We start from the raw sequence: 16,953 nt of genomic DNA on the forward strand, positions 1-16,953 counted from the left end.
CGCGGTTACATACTGCCCATGGCAGCACCCCTACTCAATAACGGATTCAGCGATGCGCTGGTCATTCTCGGTGCGGCAGGGATCGTCATCCCGGCGTTCGCACGGTTTCGCATCAGCCCGGTGATCGGGTTCATCCTTGTTGGTCTGCTGGTCGGCCCGTCCGGGCTCGGCACGCTTGTCGCCGATCATCCGTGGCTCTATTATTTCACCATTTCCGACGCGCATTCGATCGAGCCTTTCGCCGAATTCGGCATCACCATGCTGCTCTTCTCGATCGGCCTCGAACTGTCGCTCAAGCGCCTTTGGGCGATGCGCGCCTTGGTGTTCGGCACCGGGGCGGCGCAGCTGCTCGCCTCGGGCGCGCTGATCGGGCTGGGCCTGTATTGCTACGAACGCGTGTCGGTCGACGCGACGATCCTGGGTTTCGCCGGCGCCGCGGCGCTGGGCATCGCGCTGGCGCTGTCATCCACGGCATTGGTGCTGCCGATCGCCGGCACGACCAGCCCGGTCGGGCGCTCCGCCTTCGCCATGCTGCTGTTCGAGGATCTTGCGCTGGTCCCGATCATCTTCGTGCTCGCCGCGCTGGCCCCGGCTTCCGCGGGCGATGGCCTGGCCAATGTGCTCGGCGTGCTCGGGCGCGGGGCGCTGACCGTCGCGATCATCTTCATTGGCGGCCGGCTGTTGCTGCCGAAACTGTTCGCCCAGGCGGCGCGCACCAAGAGCCCCGAACTGTTCCTGGCCGCCTCATTGCTGGTCGTAATCGCCGCGAGCCTGGCCACCACGGCGGCCGGCCTGTCGCCGATCGTCGGCGCTTTGCTCGCCGGCCTGCTGATCGCCGAGACCGATTACCATAACGAGGTCGAGGTGATCACCGCGCCGTTCAAGGGCCTGGCGCTGGGCGTGTTCCTGATCACGGTCGGCATGAGCCTCGACATCCGCATGATCGCGGAAAACTGGGTCGGCCTGATCGCGGCGATCGTCGGGGTGATCGCGATCAAGACCGCGGTGACCTTCCTTCTGCTCAAGCTTTCTGGGATCCGCAACGGCGTCGCCGCGGAGACCGGTTTGCTGATGGCCAGTCCTTCCGAAACCACGCTGATCGTGCTCGGCACCGCGGCCCAGGCGAGCCTGATCGGCGCCACCACGGCGAGCTTCTGGCAGACCGTGACCGCGATCGGCCTGACCATCACGCCACTGCTGTCGCAACTCGGCAAGCGTGTCTCCAAGGGCATCGAGCGCCGCACCACGGGCGACCCGACGGATACCGAAATCCCTGCCGAGGGCCCCGGCACGGTCGTGATCGGTTTCGGTCGCGTCGGCCAGATGGTCGCCGACATGCTCAAGGTGCACAATCAGCCGTTCGTGGCGGTCGAGGCGGATATCGATGTCGTCGCGGCGGCGCGGCGCGACGGCTATCCGGTGATCTTCGGCGACGTCGCACGGTCGGAGCTGGTCGACCGGCTCAATCTCGGCCGCGCCAAGGCGCTGATTCTGACGATGGACGATCCAGTCCTGTCGGTGCACCTCACGCGGCGCGTGCGCGGCTGGGTGCCCAACCTGACGATCGTCGCCCGCGCCCGCGATGTCGATCATGCCGCGCAGCTCTACAAGGCCGGCGCGACCGATGCCGTGCCCGAGACGCTCGAAAGCTCGCTGCAACTGTCGGAGGCCGTGCTGGTCGATCTCGGCGTGGCGGTCGGGCCGGTGATCGCCTCGATCCATGAGAAGCGCGACGAACTCCGCCAGGAAATCCGCGCCTCGGCGCAGATGGATCGCGATCCGCGCTTGCGGCGCCTGCGCCAGGCAACGCCAGGGCACAGCACGCTCGGCGAAAACGTTGCCTGAGCCTGTTATTTTCCGATCTGGCCGAGCGGTAGCAGCCGGTCGGCCAGCACCTGCGTCGCCTTGCGGTCGCCGTTCCGGAGCGGGACGAGCATCAGGTTGGCGGCGCGCTGCATGATCCGGTCGAGTGCGGTCGGCGCAGCCGCCCGCGTCGCCGCTTCGGCCAGTTGCTTGCCCCGGGCGTCATTGCCGTCCAGCTCGAGCCGCAGCAGCGCGGCCAGCCCAATATACATGGCGCGGTCGCCGCCGAGCTTGAGCGCGCGATCGATCGAGGCATAGCCGACGCTCTTCTGCGCACCGACCGCCGCACGACCGACGAACTGGCCGAACGTGGCGATCACGCCGACATGCCAGGCGCCGAGGGCGAGATGCGCCTCGGGATTGTTGGGGTATTTCGCGATCAGTGCCTCGAACCGGCGCCGCGCCTCGACCGCGCCCGCACGGTTACCGGTCAGCTTCGCCCGATAGCCGATGGCGGTCGCTTGCACGATGGCCGCTTCCTGATCATCGGCCGAACGGGCAAGTCGCGCACCGGTCACCTGATGGACGCGATCGATCTTGGCGAGCGCCGTCGCCTTGTCGCGATCGGCAAAGACGGCGGTGGTGAGCACGTCGCGCGGCGTTTCCGCCGCGGCGACGCAGGGTGCCGTTGCAACAAGCGCGGCCACACCCACGAACGGCAAAGACCTGGTTGAAAAACGCATCGATCGCCGCCCAATCGCAATATCGTGTTGCCGATGGTCTGGCACAACGTACCTAACCATCAGCTTAACGATGTCATGGCGTCAAAGTTGCGCGGATCGCGGCAAGTGCCTCATCTGCCTTGGTTCCTTCGGGACCACCGCCCTGCGCCATGTCTGGCCGACCGCCGCCACCCTGACCGCCCAGCACAGCAACCGCCACGCGCAGCAGATCGACCGCATTGTAGGTCGCGATCAAATCCGCGCTGACGCCGACCGCGATCGACGCGCGGCCGTCGTTCACCGCCACCATGACTGCAATGCCGGAGCCGATGCGCTGCTTTGCCTCGTCCACTGCGCCACGCAGCCCCTTCGCGTCGAAATCGTTTAGCACCTGCCCGACGAAGTTGACCCCGTTGATCTGCTCCGGCCCGGCCGGCATGGCCCCGGCCCCGCCGCCCGACCCGCCCAAGGCGAGCGCCTTCTTGGCCTCGGCCAGTTCACGCTCCAGCCGGCGGCGATCCTCGACCAGCGCCGCCACGCGTGCGGGAACCTCATCCGGTGTCGACTTCAATGTAGCGGCCGTCTCGCGCAATTTTTCGTCGCGCGATGCCAGATATTGCCGCGCGGCCTCGCCGGTCAGTGCCTCGATGCGCCGCACGCCTGACGATACCGCGCTCTCGCCGACCACCTTGAACAGCCCGATATCGCCCAATGCCGTGACATGCGTGCCGCCGCACAGTTCGAGCGAATAGGTATTGTCGCCGTCGGTGCCCATAGAGACGACGCGGACCTCGTCGCCGTATTTTTCGCCGAACAGCGCCATTGCTCCCTCCTTGATCGCCTCGTCGGGCGTCATCAGCCGGGTGGAAACGGGCGAATTGGCGCGGATGTGATGATTCACGTCGGCCTCGATCTCGCCGATTCGCGCCGGATCGATACCGGTCGGCTGCGAGAAATCGAAACGCAGGCGATCGGGCGCGACCAGGCTGCCCTTCTGCGCGACGTGTAGCCCGAGCCGCTGGCGTAACGCCTCGTGCAGCAGATGCGTGGCCGAATGGTTGGCGCGGATCTGATCGCGTCGTGCGACATCGATCTGCAGTTTGACGGTATCGCCGACCTTGATCCCGCCGGCATCGACGCGCGCATGATGGACGAAGATACGGCCAAGCTGCTTCGACGTTTCCGTCACATTGGCGCGCAGGCCTTCATCATTGGCGATCATGCCCGTATCGCCGACCTGACCGCCGCTCTCGCCGTAGAAGGGCGTCTGGTTGACGACGATCGATACGCTGTCCCCGGTCGTGGCATGTTCGACGCGTGCGCCGTCCTTGACCAGGGCGACGACCTGCCCCTCACCCGCCGTTGCGCTATAGCCGAGAAACTCGGTGCCACCGGATTGCTCGGCAATGTCGAACCAGATGTCGTCGGAAGCCTTGGCGCCCGAGCCCTTCCAGGCGGCGCGCGCGGCGCGCTTCTGCTCCGCCATCGCGGTGTCGAAGCCGGCACGGTCGATATGCATGTCGAGCCCGCGCAGCGCATCCTCGGTCAGATCATAGGGGAAGCCGAACGTATCGTAGAGCTTGAACGCGGTTTCGCCGGGCAGCGTATCGCCGGCCGACATGTCCGCCGTGGCTTCGTCGAGCAGGCGCAAGCCGTTGGTCAGCGTGCGACGGAACTGCTTTTCCTCCTGCAACAGCGTCGATTCGATCGACGCCTGCGCACGCAGCAATTCGGGATAGGCAGCGCCCATCTCGGCGATCAGCGCGGGGACCAGCCGGTGCATCAATGGCTCCTTGGCGCCCAACAGATGCGCATGGCGCATCGCACGGCGCATGATCCGGCGCAGGACATAGCCGCGGCCTTCGTTGGCCGGCAGCACCCCGTCCGCAACCAGGAAGCCGCTGGTGCGCAGATGATCGGCGATGATGCGGTGGCTGGCCTGGTTGTCGCCGGTCGTGGCGGTGCCAGTCAGCGCGCCGGAGGCCGCGATCAGCGCCTTGAACGTGTCGGTATCGTAATTGTCGTGCACGCCCTGCAGCACCGCCGCGACGCGCTCCAGCCCCATGCCGGTATCAATCGACGGCTTGGGCAGATCGCCGACGATCTGGTTGTCGAGCTGCTCGTACTGCATAAACACGAGGTTCCAGATCTCGACGAAGCGATCGCCATCTTCGTCCGGGCTGCCCGGCGGGCCACCGGGGATATGGTCGCCATGATCGTAGAAGATCTCCGAGCACGGCCCGCACGGCCCGCTATCGCCCATCGTCCAGAAATTGTCCGCGGTGGCGATGCGGATGATGCGGTCGTCCGGCAGGCCGGCGATCCGCTGCCACAGTTCAAACGCCTCGTCGTCGGTATGATAGACGGTGACGGTCAATCTGTCGGCGGGCAGGCCCCAGACCTTCGTCAGGAGTGTCCAGGCGTGGGTGATCGCCTGGTCCTTGAAATATTGCCCGAACGAGAAATTGCCGAGCATCTCGAAGAAGGTGTGGTGGCGCGCGGTATAGCCGACATTGTCGAGATCGTTGTGCTTGCCGCCGGCGCGGACGCACTTCTGGCTCGACGTCGCCGTGACATACGGCCGCGTTTCCAGTCCGGTGAAGACGTTCTTGAACGGCACCATGCCGGCATTGACGAACATCAAGGTTGGATCGTTCTGCGGCACGAGCGGTGCCGAGGGCACACGGGCATGTCCTTCACTCTCGAAATAATCGAGGAACGAACGGCGGATGTCGTTGGTGGACATATAGTGTGCGGTCATGGGGATGCGATCTAGGCGAGCAGACGCGGTTGCTCAAGTCGTCTGGTGGCGGTGCGGGATCGGGATTGACAGTCGCAATGCCGATTGTGTGCTGCCGAACGGCCCGGCGGGGCAAGCAGCCACCGAACTCGCGGTCGCTATGCCCCAAAATGTGGGCCTAGGCAGGCTGGAACAGCTCGACAAGTTGCTGTTCGTTGTCGTGGATGAACGCAAAGCGACAACCGCCACTGTTCGGCACTTCGCGCGGCGGCGAGACGATGGCGACGCCCTTGTCCCGCAGCGACGCGATCATGGAGTCGAGGTCCGCCACTTCGATCGCAAAGTGATTGATCCCACCGATCCTGAGGTTGGTTTCGGGCTGCCGTCGTTCCATCGCCATGGGCGCTGCCTGCTCGTTCTGGAACAGCTCGATCTTCAAGCCGCCCCGCGCAATGAACGTGGCCTGCACGCCAGGCCAGCCATAGGTAAACAGCCGCTCAAACCCTAGCGTCTCGCCATACCAGGTGGCGCTGGCCTCGATATCCGCGACAACGATCCCGATATGATGAAATCCAGCCAGCTCGGTCACTCACCCATTCCCTGTAGATTGGAAACCGGCGCGATATCACCGGGAACAGGCAGCCGCCAGCGACGGTAACGCCGCATCATCCCGGCTGTAGGCTCGGCAAGGCACTGTTCAGTCGGCATTGGGCGCGACCACGGTCAGCGCGCCGGGCTGGATGCTGAACTCAAGGGGCATGCGCAGCGCCCTCACCTCGCCATCCAAGGCGATATCGATCTGTCGCGACCGCCCGCTGACCGCAAGCGCATGGACGTCGCCGAGCGCTGCGAAATCCTCCTGCGGGTCCGCCCGCCCCGTCAGCGTGCGCAGCGCGAAGCCGAGCAGCGCACGACGACGGCGCGCGGCGACGGCGAAGACGGAAAGCAAGCCATCGTCCAGCGCATCACGCGTACCGATCTGCCCCGCCGCCAATGCATAATGGTTGTTGCCGACGAACAGCATCGGCGTGATCACCTCCTGCTCGCCATCTGGGCCGTGCAGGCGCAGGCGATGGTGGCGCAGCCGCTTAAGTGCGGCCCAGGACGCCGGAATGGCGGCGAGCCATTTGGGCAGACCGTGCTGCATCTGCCGTTCATCGCGCAGCCGCACCATCTCCGGGTACAGGCCGATCGAGGCGTTGTTGAGAAACAGATGGCCGTTGACCTGGCCGATGTCGATCCGGCGCGTGGGCCGCGCTGCGATCAGCGTTGCCGCACCGGGCAGGTCGAGCGGGACGTTAAGTTCGCGCGCAAGGTGGTTGCGCGTGCCGAGCGGCAGGATGCCGAGCGCAGCCTTCCCCTTCATGAGCCCCGCCGCCGCGCTACCCAACGTGCCGTCGCCGCCCCCCACCACGACCAGCGGGAGGTGCGCGTGTCTCTCGGCGGCAGCGCGAATGTCGCTACTGTCGATCAGGTGTAGATGGATCTCGAGCCCAGCCTGGTCGAAGGCGGCGCGGACTTCGGCCCCGAGTCCATCGCCTTTCGCCGCCGCGGTGCCGCCAGCAGCGTTGATCAGCACCGGAACGGCAGCACTCACCCGAGCGGCGCGTCGATCGAGGCCGGTGGCGTCGAAAACCATTGCGGGCCGGCAGCGGTCATGTGGAAGCAATCCTCCAGCCGCACGCCGAACTTGCCCGGCAGGTAAAGGCCGGGTTCGTTGGAAAAGCACATGCCGGCCGCGAGCTTCGTCGCCTCGCCGCGGACGAGATTGACCGGTTCGTGGCCGTCCATGCCGATGCCATGACCGGTGCGGTGCGACAGGCCGGGCAGTGTATAATCCGGGCCGTAGCCGAGCCCGGTATAATAGTGCCGCACGGCATCATCGACTTGGCCGGCGGCCGTGCCGATCCTGGCGGCGGCAAAGGCAACCTGCTGGCCCTGCGCAACCTCGCCCCATACTTTGCGCTGTGCCTTGCTTGGGCGACCATGGACGAAGGTGCGCGACACGTCGGACTGATAGCCTTGCACGGTACAGCCGCAATCCATCAGCACGATTCCGCCATCGGTGACGATCTGCGGCTGGCGGCTGCCATGTGGATAGGCCGCGGCCTCGCCGACCAGGACAAGTTCGAATTCGGGATCGGCGCCCAGCTTGCGCGTCGCCGCGTTCATCAGCGCGGCGATGTCGCGGTTGGTCATGCGCTTCTCGATGCGCGGATAGGTCCAGCGATAGGCGGCGATCGTCACCTCGGTGGCGGCCTGCATCAGCGCGATTTCCGCGGCGGTCTTGATCATGCGGCAACCGCGCACGACCGGGTTGGCGGTGACGATCCTGGCGTCGGGCAGAACATGCTGGAGCGCGTCGACCGCGAAGAAGCGCATCGTCTCCTCGATCCCGATCGGGCGGGCGGCGAGCTTGCGATCTCGCAGGAACCCGGCGACGACCGCAAGCGGGTTCTGATCCTCCTGCCACACGCGCACCTCGGCGTTGATGCCGAGCGATTCGCGCACCGACGGCTCTTCGAAAAACGGCGTGACGATGCACGGCTCGCCCTCAACCGGCAGGATCGCGCAGGTCAGCCGCTCGCTGCGGCTCCAGCGCACGCCGGTGGAATAGATCAGCGACGAGCCCGGCTCGATCAGCACCGCGCCGATCCCGTTCGCCCTCATCAGTGCCTGCGCGCGAGCAAGCCGGGCAGTGCGTTCGGCCGTGCCGATCGGGCGCGTGCCGCCGGTGATATCGCGCAGCGCAGAAAGATCGGGTTCGGCGGCGCGGAGGGCGCCGGCAACATTGAGCAGCGGTAACACCGCCGCGGCGCGGAGCATCTGGCGGCGATTGGGGGTGGGCATTGGCATCGCCACAAACGATACGGCGCTTGACCGCACGGCCGCAATCCCCTTCCCTGCCGCCACAGATCAATACCGGAGCATCCATGGGCAAGCGCCTTACCTATTATATCCTGATCGGGCTCGTGCTTGGCGGCATCGTCGGCCTGGCGGTGAACGCCTATTTCGACGACAATGGCGGCGCGGGCACCAAACAGGCGGCCGATATTGCCGGCTATTTCTCGATCGTCACGGCCTTGTTCCTGCGCCTGATCAAGATGATCATCGCCCCGCTGGTCTTCTCCACCCTGGTGGTGGGCATCGCGCATATGGGCGATACGCAGGCGCTCGGGCGGATCGGGTTCCGCTCCGTCGCCTGGTTCCTGTGCTGCAGCCTGGTCTCACTGGTACTGGGCCTCGTGCTGGTGAATTTCTTCCAGCCTGGCGTCGGCCTGGCGATCCCGATCCCGCCGATCGATGCCGCAAGCGGCGTCGACAAGGCGGCGTTCAATCTCAAGGATTTCATCTCGCACATCGTGCCGTCGTCGATGATCGATGCGATGGCCAAGAACGAGATCCTGCAGATCGTGGTCTTCTCGATCTTCGTCGGTGTGGGCATCACCGCGGTGGGCGAAAAGGCGGCACCGCTGGTTCGCGGGATCGACGCGCTGGCGCAGGTCATGCTGCAGGTGACCAATTACGTCATGCGTTTCGCGCCGTTTGCGGTGTTTGCGGCAGTGGCGGGGACGCTCGCCGAGCGTGGCCCCTCGATCATCGGCAGCTTGGCCTATTTCATGGGCACCTTCTATATCGGTATGGGACTGCTGTGGTGCCTGCTGATCGGCGCCTGCTTCCTGATCGTTGGCCCACGCACCGCGCTGCTGGTCAAATATATCCGCGAGCCGCTGCTGCTCGCTTTCTCGACTGCCTCGTCCGAAGCGGCCTATCCGCGCACGCTCGAGGCGCTCGACCGGTTCGGCGTGCCGCCGCGGATCGCCAGCTTCGTGCTGCCGCTCGGCTATTCGTTCAACCTCGACGGTTCGATGATCTACATGACCTTCGCGACGGTATTCATCGCCCAGGCGTACGGCATCGACATGACGGTGGGGCAGCAGATCATGATGCTGCTCGTGCTGATGGTCACGTCGAAGGGCGTGGCCGGCGTGCCGCGCGCCAGCCTGGTGGTGATCGCCGCTACCCTGGCCTTCTTCGATATTCCGGAGGCGGGCCTGCTGCTGATCTTGGCCGTGGATCACTTCCTCGACATGGGGCGCAGCGCGACCAATGTGGTGGGCAATGCCGTGGCGAGCGTGGTCATCGCCAAGTGGGAGGGCAAGCTAGACGTACTCGAGCCCGCCGAGATCGACCCGCTACCGGCACCGTTCGGCCATGGGCCGGCGGTGGATCGGGATCGCTTCGGAGGGTAACCGTCCCCGGCCTCGGCGTTTCCCGACACAGGCGTTGTTTCGGTGGCGACGATCGATGCGGCCTATCGATCGTCGCCATGCATTGCCCAAGCCGTAGCGGGGCTATGCCGCCAGGTAGGGATGGTCCTCAGGCGTAGGCGTAAGGCCCGCCCTTGGCGAGTGCGGCCTGGTACGCCGGGCGGGCGTGGATCTTGGCCAGCCAAGCGATCGTTGCTGGCCGCGACTCATCCAGCCCGCCCCGGCTGCGCGCCGCCTCTAGCGGGAAGCTCATCATGATGTCGGCAGCGGTGATTTCGTCGCCCGCGAACCATGGCCGCTGCGCTAGCTCGGATTCGACATAGTCGAGATGGACATCGACCATCGGCTGGACGCGCTTGAGCGCGCGTTTACCAAAGAGTGGAATACGCCCTAGGACAAGCAACAGCAACAACGGTGGCATCATCGAACCTTCGGCGTAATGCAGGAACTGACGATAGCGCAGCACCGAATCGCGGTGCGCCAGCGGTCCGAACTTGCCGTCGGCCTTTTCGACGAGATATTCGACGATCGCGCCGGTCTCGACGATTACGCGCCCCGCGCCCGCCTCGGTGTCTTCGATCATCGGCGACTTGCCGAGCGGATGGACCTGCTTGAGTTCGGGCGGGGCCAGCATGGTCTGCTTGTTCCGCTCGTAGCGCTTGATCTCATAGGGCAGGCCGAGCTCTTCGAGCATCCAAAGGATGCGCTGCGAGCGCGAGTTTTCGAGATGATGGACGATGATGGTCATGACGCTCTCCGGTTTGCGCCCAAGCTAGTGCTGTGGCGGCGGTTGTCGAGCGGCGCTGTCGAATCGCACGGTATAGGCGGCGCCGGACCCGGGGGTAGGCTGCGGGTGATCCCGATCGGCTCTATGGCCGGCGGGTCGGACGAAGGCTAGGGCACGGACGCCTGCCCCGCCCCCGCCCCCCCTCGGCGGACGCGCGAAAGGCCCGCTGACACGAGCGGGCCTTTCCAATCGTGCGACGATGTACCGCCGCGAACGTCTTACAGTTCGTCGTCGCCGTCCTCGTCGGGCTCGGGACCGGCCATCATTTCCTCGGCGACCTTGTCGGTGCGCGTGCGGATCGACTGCTCGAGCCGGTCGCACATTTCCGGATGCTCTTTCAGATAGGTCTTCGAATTCTCGCGTCCCTGGCCGATGCGAACGCTGTCGTAGGAGAACCAGGCGCCCGACTTCTCGACCAGACCGGCCTTGACGCCGAGATCGAGGATCTCGCCGATCTTCGACACGCCCTGCCCGTACATGATGTCGAACTCGACCTGCTTGAACGGCGGCGCGACCTTGTTCTTGACGACCTTGACGCGCGTCGTGTTGCCGATGATCTCGTCGCGATCCTTGATCTGACCGGTGCGGCGGATGTCCAGGCGGACCGAGGCATAGAATTTGAGCGCGTTGCCGCCGGTGGTGGTTTCCGGATTGCCGTACATCACGCCGATCTTCATGCGCAGCTGGTTGATGAAGATCACCATGCAGCGCGAACGGCTGATCGAGCCGGTCAATTTGCGCAACGATTGCGACATCAGGCGCGCCTGCAGGCCGACATGGCTGTCGCCCATCTCACCCTCGATTTCGGCCCGCGGCACCAGGGCGGCGACCGAATCGACCACCAGCACGTCGATCGCGTTGGAGCGCACCAGCGTGTCAACGATCTCGAGCGCCTGCTCGCCGGTATCGGGCTGCGATACGATCAATTCGTCGATGTTGACCCCGAGCTTCTTGGCATAGACCGGATCGAGCGCATGCTCGGCGTCGACGAACGCGGCAGTGCCGCCGCCCTTCTGTGCCTCAGCAATGACATGCAGCGCGAGCGTGGTCTTGCCCGACGATTCAGGGCCATAAATCTCGATCACGCGGCCGCGCGGCAGGCCGCCGACGCCGAGCGCGATGTCCAGACCGAGCGAACCGGTCGAGATCACCTCGACCTGCATGGTCTGCTTCGAGCCGAGCTTCATTGCCGACCCCTTGCCGAACGCCCGGTCGATCTGTGCGAGCGCCGCTTCGAGCGCCTTGGCACGTTCGCCTGCGGCCTTCTCGCCGGCCTTGTCTGATGCTGCTGCCATTTTGCTGTCGATAACCTTGAGAGATGCCGCCACTGGAGCCTCCATCGCTAGACCGAACGCCAGATGCGTTCAATGCGTGATGCAGGGTGTATCGTATTTGTTCTATGGGAACAAGGGGGGAACGCAGCTATTTGCGCGTCCTGGGACGCGCGGCTGCCCCGTGCGTCGACTGCCCACAGTGGTGGCCGATCGAGATCATGTGAGTCGCCCCTGATATGCGCCGGGCAAGCGGGATAGTGCCGATATCAGAGCGTCAGGCGAGGCTATCCAGGGCCTTTGCCACGCCGTCCATCGTGAACGGCTTGGCCAGGGTCGGTCGTGCGCGATGCGCCTCGATCACGCCGTCCTGCGATCCGCCGGTGGCAAAGACGAACGGCACGCCGCGCGCCGCCAGCGCGTCAGCGATCGGCCAGCTCTTCTCGCCGCCGCTCAGATTGACATCGAGGATTGCAGCGTCGACGCCGCCGGCCTCGACCGCGCCAAGCGCGTCCGCGACATTGTCCGCCTGCCCCGCCAGTTGATGGCCGAGTATCTCGAGAAAGTCCTCGAGCATCATCGCGATGAGCGGTTCGTCCTCGACAATCAGGATACGTTGCGGGCCATTCATCGTCCGCCCTTAGCCAATCGTCCGCCCCGCCGCCAAGTCATTTCGGTACCGCGCCCAAACGCTGTGGCGTGATGATGATCGCGTCATGGCTTGGTCGTGAGCACGGTCCGCGCTGCCTCGGCGAGTTGCTGCACCGAAAAGGGCTTGGCCAGGAAGTGGACATTGTCGAGATCGATCGACTTGCGCAGCGTCTCCTCCGCATAGCCGGACATGAACAGGATCGGCAGGTCGGGATAGCGCGCACGCACCGCACGAACCATCGTCGGGCCATCCATCACCGGCATCATCACGTCGGAAATAAGCAAATCCGGCTTGTCGTTGTTCGCAAGCACGTCGAGCGCCGCCTCGCCATGTTCGGCGGTGAGCACGGTATAGCCTTGCCGGCTAAGTGCGCGCTCGGCGATCGCGCGGACCATGTCCTCGTCCTCTACGAGCAGGATCGTGCCCGTCCCCCATAGATCGACCGGCTTCGCTTTAGCCACAGGTGTGCGGACCGGCTCGGGCGTGGTGCCTTCCTTGTAGATCGGGGCGGTATGCACCGGCAGGTACATGGTGAAGGTCGCACCAGGCCCGCCGCGATTGTTCTCGGCGAAGATATAGCCGCCCGACTGCTTGACGATACCGTAAACGGTCGACAGGCCGAGCCCCGTGCCCTTGCCCACTTCCTTTGTAGTGAAGAACGGCTCGAAGATCTTGGGCAACACGTCGGCCGGGATGCCGGTGCCGGTATCGGCAACGTCCAGCGCGATATAATCGGCGATCGGCAGAATGTCCGACCCCATGTGGCGCACCTGCGCAGCGGAGACGGCGCGAGTCTGGATCGACAGCGTACCGCCGCCCCGCGCATTCTGCGACAGCATGGCGTCGCGCGCGTTGACCGCGAGATTGACGACGACCTGCTCGAGCTGCCCCGGATCGGCACGCACCGGCCCCAGGTTGCGGCCGTGCTTCACGGTGAGCGTTACCGTCTCGCCGAGCAGCCGCTTGAGCAGATTGGAGACTTCGGAGATCACGTCGGGCAGTTGCAACACCTGCGGCCGCAGCGTCTGCTGGCGCGAGAAAGCGAGCAATTGCCGCGTCAGGCTGGCCGCGCGATTGGAATTGGCGCGGATCTGCTGGATATCGTCATAATCGCCGTCGCCCGGCGTGTGGCGCATCAGCATCAGATCGCAATGCCCGATGATCGCGGTCAGGATATTGTTGAAATCGTGCGCCACGCCGCCCGCCAACTGGCCTACCGCCTGCATCTTGGTCGCCTGCGCGACCTCGCGCTTCAGCCGCGTCTCCTCGCCATTGTCCTTAAGGCTGAGCAGCACCGACGCTTCGCCCAGCCCGCGCGCGCCGGCGATGGTCAGCGCGACGGGTTCGTCGGGATGGTCCTTCAGGCGGACGGCGAGATCGGTCGAATGCGTCGCGCCATTGGCGAAGCGGCGGATCGCGTCGGCAACCACGCCTTTGTCCTCGCGCACCAGCAGATCGCCGGGATAGAGCGGCGGCGCGGCAGCATCGACCTGCGCGGCGCGCGCAAAGGCGTCGTTCATCTGGATGAAGCGCCCGTCGCGATCGACCAGCGCGATGCCGAACGGCATCAGGCTGACCAGACTGCGGACATGCGCGCTGGCACTGGCGCCAATCGCGGGGGGCGCACCGGCGCCTTCCTCGTCAAGCAGGGCAACGAGCATCGGTGCATCGTCGCCATCGAGGAACGGGATCTGCAGCACGCGCAGCGGCACGCCGGTCAGCCCCTCGCGCTCGAAACGGACCTGCCCATGCGTGTCGGTGATCAGGAAGCGCGCAAAATCGCGCCCCGAGATCGCGCCCTCCTCATGCCCCATGGCACGGGCGCGAAGCACGCGATTGGCTTGGCGGATGCGGCCATCCGGGCCAATCAGTGCGGTCATGATACCCGCCGAAGCAAGCCGGTCGCCGGTCGGGCCGGCGATCATCGCCTCGACGCTGGCGGCCATGTCGAGCCCCTCGGCACCGCGAAACCGCCAGACCAGCAGATCGTCCAATTCCCCGGCGCGCTCGACGATCGCACCGAGCGGTCGCCCGCGGGCGAGCATCCGCGCCACGCTGGCGCTGCCATCGCGCCAGGCAGCGCGGCCGGCGTTGCTGAGCTGCTCGATCCCGGCGGGATCGACTGGCAGCCCGGGCGGTGTGGGGAAACCCTCGAACAACTGCTCGTACTGGTCGTTGGCACAGATCAGGCGGCCGGCGCGATCGGTGATCGCCACGGCATCCGCGCTGCTCGCGGCGAGCATACGCGCCACCGACCAATCGGGCTCGATCTCCCCCGCCTTGGCGCGGGGGAACAGACGGCGCGCGGCGACGAGGCCACCGGCGATGACAAGCGCAGTGGCGAAAAAGGCTGCAGCGACGGTCAGGTCGCCGATCAGCCAAAGAATAACGCCGGCCGCGGCAATGCCGCCGCCGATCGCAAAAAGCGCAGCGCCGCGCGTGTCGTCGGGTTTCGTCGGCAATCGGGGAAGGCTGGCCATGGCCGTTTGTCTTGGAGCCTGTGGCGGGCGCGTCAAGGGGCTAGCGCCGCCCCTCCCGGTCGGGAGGGGCGTGGGATCACCAGACCTTCAGGCGGTCGGCCGGCGCGAGATACAGTTTCTCGCCCGGCTTGGGCTGGAACGCGCCGTACCAAGGATCCATGTTGCGCACGATCGCGGTGCGCTGTTCAGACGGGCTATGCGGATCGGTCAGCAGCCGCTGGCGCAAGGTCGCCTCGCGGTAGCTGCGCCGCCAGACCTGTGCCCAACCGAGATAGAAGCGCTGGTCGCCGGTATAGCCGTCGATCACCGGTGCCGGCTTGCCGTTCAGCGACTTCTTATAGGCATCGTAGGCGACGGTCAGGCCAGCAAGATCGGCCATGTTTTCGCCGAGCGTCAGCGCGCCCTTCACGTGCATGCCCGGCAGCGGCTCGTAGGCATCGTATTGCGCGATCACCTTTCCGGTCAGCGCGGTGAAATTCTTCACATCCTGTGGCGTCCACCAGTCGGAAAGCGTGCCCGACGCATCGTATTTCGCGCCCTGATCGTCAAAATGGTGGCTCAGTTCATGGCCGATCACCGCGCCGATGCCGCCATAGTTGACTGCCGGATCGGCGGCCGGGTCGAAGAATGGCGGTTGCAGGATCGCGGCGGGGAAGACGATCTCGACCATGCCGAAATTGGCATAGGCATTCACCGTCATCGGCGTCATGCCCCATTCCCAGCGCTCGACCGGCTTGCCCAGCTTGCCGACCTGATAGGCGGTCTGGAACTGGTTGGCGCGGACGTTGTTGCCGAACGCGTCGCCGGCGGTGATCCGCAGACCCGAATAATCCTTCCAGCGATCGGGATAGCCGATCTTGGGCACGAAGGCGGCAAGCTTGGCATGGGCCTTGACCTTGGTCTCGGGCGCCATCCAGTCGAGCTGGTCGATCCGCGTGTTCATCGAGGAGATGATGTTCTTGACCAGCGTGTCGGCCGCGGCCTTGGTTTCGGGCGGGAAATATTTCGCCACGTAGAGCTTGCTGACCTCGTCATCGAGCGCGCTGCTGGTGAACTGCACGGCGCGCTTCCAGCGTTCTTCCTGCTGGGGCGTGCCGGCCAGGATCGTGCCGTAAAAGGCGAAGTTCTCGTCGTCGAGCGGCTTGGGCAGCACGTCGGCGAAATTGCCCAGCGCGTTGACGATGAGCTGATCGCGCAGCACGTCGATCGGTGCGGCCTTGATCAGCCGGGCGATGCCGGCAACGGCGCTGGGCTGCGCCACGACCAGATCGCTGACCGTGGCAACGCCGCCAGCCTTGATCATCGCCGCAAAGTCGATGCCCGGCGCCAGCTTCTGCACCTGGGCGAGCGTCATCTTGTTATAGGTCTTGGTCGCGTCGCGGCTGTCGATCCGGGTCCAGCTGACCTGCGCAATGGCGGTTTCGAAATCCACGATCGCCTTTGCACGCCGCGCCGCATCCGGTTCGCCGGCCAGCGTCAGCATCTTGGCGATATGCACTTGGTACGCCGCCTTGGCCTCGGCCAGCTTTGCATCCTTGCTGAGATAATAATCACGATCGGGCAGGCTCAGCCCGCCCTGATAGATGCCGAAGATATAGGCGTTGGGATTCTTGTCGTCCTGGCCGACACCGGCATTGATCGGCCCGCGCACGCCGATTGTCGACAGCTCGCCGATCAGCGCGGAATAGCCCGACTTTGGCGTCGCCTTGATCCGGGCGAGCAGCGGCTGGACCGGTGCCAGCCCCTTGGCGTCGATCGCCGCGCGATCGAGATAGGTGGCATAGGCGACGCCGATCTTGGAATTGGGATCGCTGGCCACGCCGTCGAGTATCTCGCGGGTGCGCGATTCGGACAGGTCGGAAAGGATGTTGAACGCGCCGTAGTTCGATTTGTCCTGCGGGATTGGCGTGTTCTTCGCCCAGGTACCGCTGGCATAACCGTAGAAATTGTCACCCGGCTGGACGGTCTTGTCCATGCCGGCCTCATCGAATCCGAACGTCCCATAAGCAGGCTTCGGCGTGGTCACGGTGCCAGCGATCGGCGTGACGGCTGGGGTATCGGCCAGCGGCTGCTCGGTTGTGGTCGCACAGCCGGCGAGCATGGTGGCGGACATAAGAAGGGCGAGCGACAATTTCATGAAACGCGACTCCGGTACGTGGATGCCGCCTGTTCCACCCGGCCAATACGCTTGTCAAATATTGGTAACAGATCTTACCGGATTTCTAGT

Annotated in this window: 12 protein-coding genes; 2 read left to right on the forward strand and 10 right to left on the reverse strand. The window is 65.3% G+C overall.

Annotated features, from left to right (window positions below; all coding sequences use genetic code 11):
• Positions 1-18 precede the first annotated feature (18 nt).
• Positions 19-1,845, forward strand: coding sequence for a cation:proton antiporter domain-containing protein (locus tag NV401_RS12420; RefSeq protein WP_261294751.1), 1,827 nt, complete (start codon positions 19-21; stop codon positions 1,843-1,845).
• 5 nt (positions 1,846-1,850) lie between these two features.
• Here the strand turns inward: NV401_RS12420 and NV401_RS12425 are convergent, their stop codons facing one another.
• The 5 genes from NV401_RS12425 to NV401_RS12445 all read right to left on the reverse strand — a co-directional run bounded on the left by NV401_RS12425 (position 1,851) and on the right by NV401_RS12445 (position 8,115).
• Entirely contained in the window at positions 1,851-2,510 is a 660-nt protein-coding gene (locus tag NV401_RS12425) for a hypothetical protein (protein WP_261294752.1), read from the reverse strand.
• 109 nt (positions 2,511-2,619) lie between these two features.
• Positions 2,620-5,286 carry an alanine--tRNA ligase gene (alaS, locus tag NV401_RS12430; protein WP_261294753.1) on the reverse strand — a complete coding sequence of 889 codons (2,667 nt, stop codon included), beginning with the start codon at positions 5,284-5,286 and terminating at the stop codon, positions 2,620-2,622.
• Between the two features lie 157 nt (positions 5,287-5,443).
• Positions 5,444-5,854, reverse strand: coding sequence for a VOC family protein (locus tag NV401_RS12435; protein WP_261294754.1), 411 nt, complete (start codon positions 5,852-5,854; stop codon positions 5,444-5,446).
• 108 nt (positions 5,855-5,962) lie between these two features.
• Positions 5,963-6,904: a diacylglycerol/lipid kinase family protein gene (locus NV401_RS12440; protein WP_261294755.1), complete on the reverse strand. Its 942-nt coding sequence runs from the start codon at positions 6,902-6,904 to the stop codon at positions 5,963-5,965.
• Complete coding sequence (locus tag NV401_RS12445; protein WP_261294825.1) at positions 6,859-8,115, reverse strand: M24 family metallopeptidase; 1,257 nt, start codon at positions 8,113-8,115, stop codon at positions 6,859-6,861. Before NV401_RS12445 ends, NV401_RS12440 begins: the two co-directional genes overlap by 46 nt.
• A gap of 83 nt (positions 8,116-8,198) precedes the next feature.
• On the opposite strand from NV401_RS12445, the gene NV401_RS12450 reads away from it, so the two are divergent.
• Positions 8,199-9,518, forward strand: coding sequence for a dicarboxylate/amino acid:cation symporter (locus tag NV401_RS12450; protein ID WP_261294756.1), 1,320 nt, complete (start codon positions 8,199-8,201; stop codon positions 9,516-9,518).
• A gap of 127 nt (positions 9,519-9,645) precedes the next feature.
• Here the strand turns inward: NV401_RS12450 and NV401_RS12455 are convergent, their stop codons facing one another.
• The 5 genes from NV401_RS12455 to NV401_RS12475 form a co-directional block, all read right to left on the reverse strand.
• Positions 9,646-10,284, reverse strand: a complete 639-nt coding sequence (locus tag NV401_RS12455) for a glutathione S-transferase family protein (protein ID WP_261294757.1) — start codon at positions 10,282-10,284, stop codon at positions 9,646-9,648.
• 257 nt (positions 10,285-10,541) lie between these two features.
• Positions 10,542-11,651 (reverse strand): recombinase RecA, encoded by a 1,110-nt coding sequence (gene recA, locus NV401_RS12460; protein WP_380816752.1) that lies wholly within the window; start codon positions 11,649-11,651, stop codon positions 10,542-10,544.
• Between the two features lie 220 nt (positions 11,652-11,871).
• Positions 11,872-12,225: a response regulator gene (locus tag NV401_RS12465; protein WP_261294759.1), complete on the reverse strand. Its 354-nt coding sequence runs from the start codon at positions 12,223-12,225 to the stop codon at positions 11,872-11,874.
• A gap of 83 nt (positions 12,226-12,308) precedes the next feature.
• Positions 12,309-14,726, reverse strand: a complete 2,418-nt coding sequence (locus NV401_RS12470; RefSeq protein ID WP_261294760.1) for a hybrid sensor histidine kinase/response regulator — start codon at positions 14,724-14,726, stop codon at positions 12,309-12,311.
• A gap of 76 nt (positions 14,727-14,802) precedes the next feature.
• Positions 14,803-16,863 (reverse strand): M13 family metallopeptidase, encoded by a 2,061-nt coding sequence (locus tag NV401_RS12475; RefSeq protein WP_261294761.1) that lies wholly within the window; start codon positions 16,861-16,863, stop codon positions 14,803-14,805.
• Positions 16,864-16,953 lie beyond the last annotated feature (90 nt).

Source organism: Sphingomonas hylomeconis (assembly GCF_025370105.1).
Lineage (GTDB): Bacteria > Pseudomonadota > Alphaproteobacteria > Sphingomonadales > Sphingomonadaceae > Sphingomonas > Sphingomonas hylomeconis.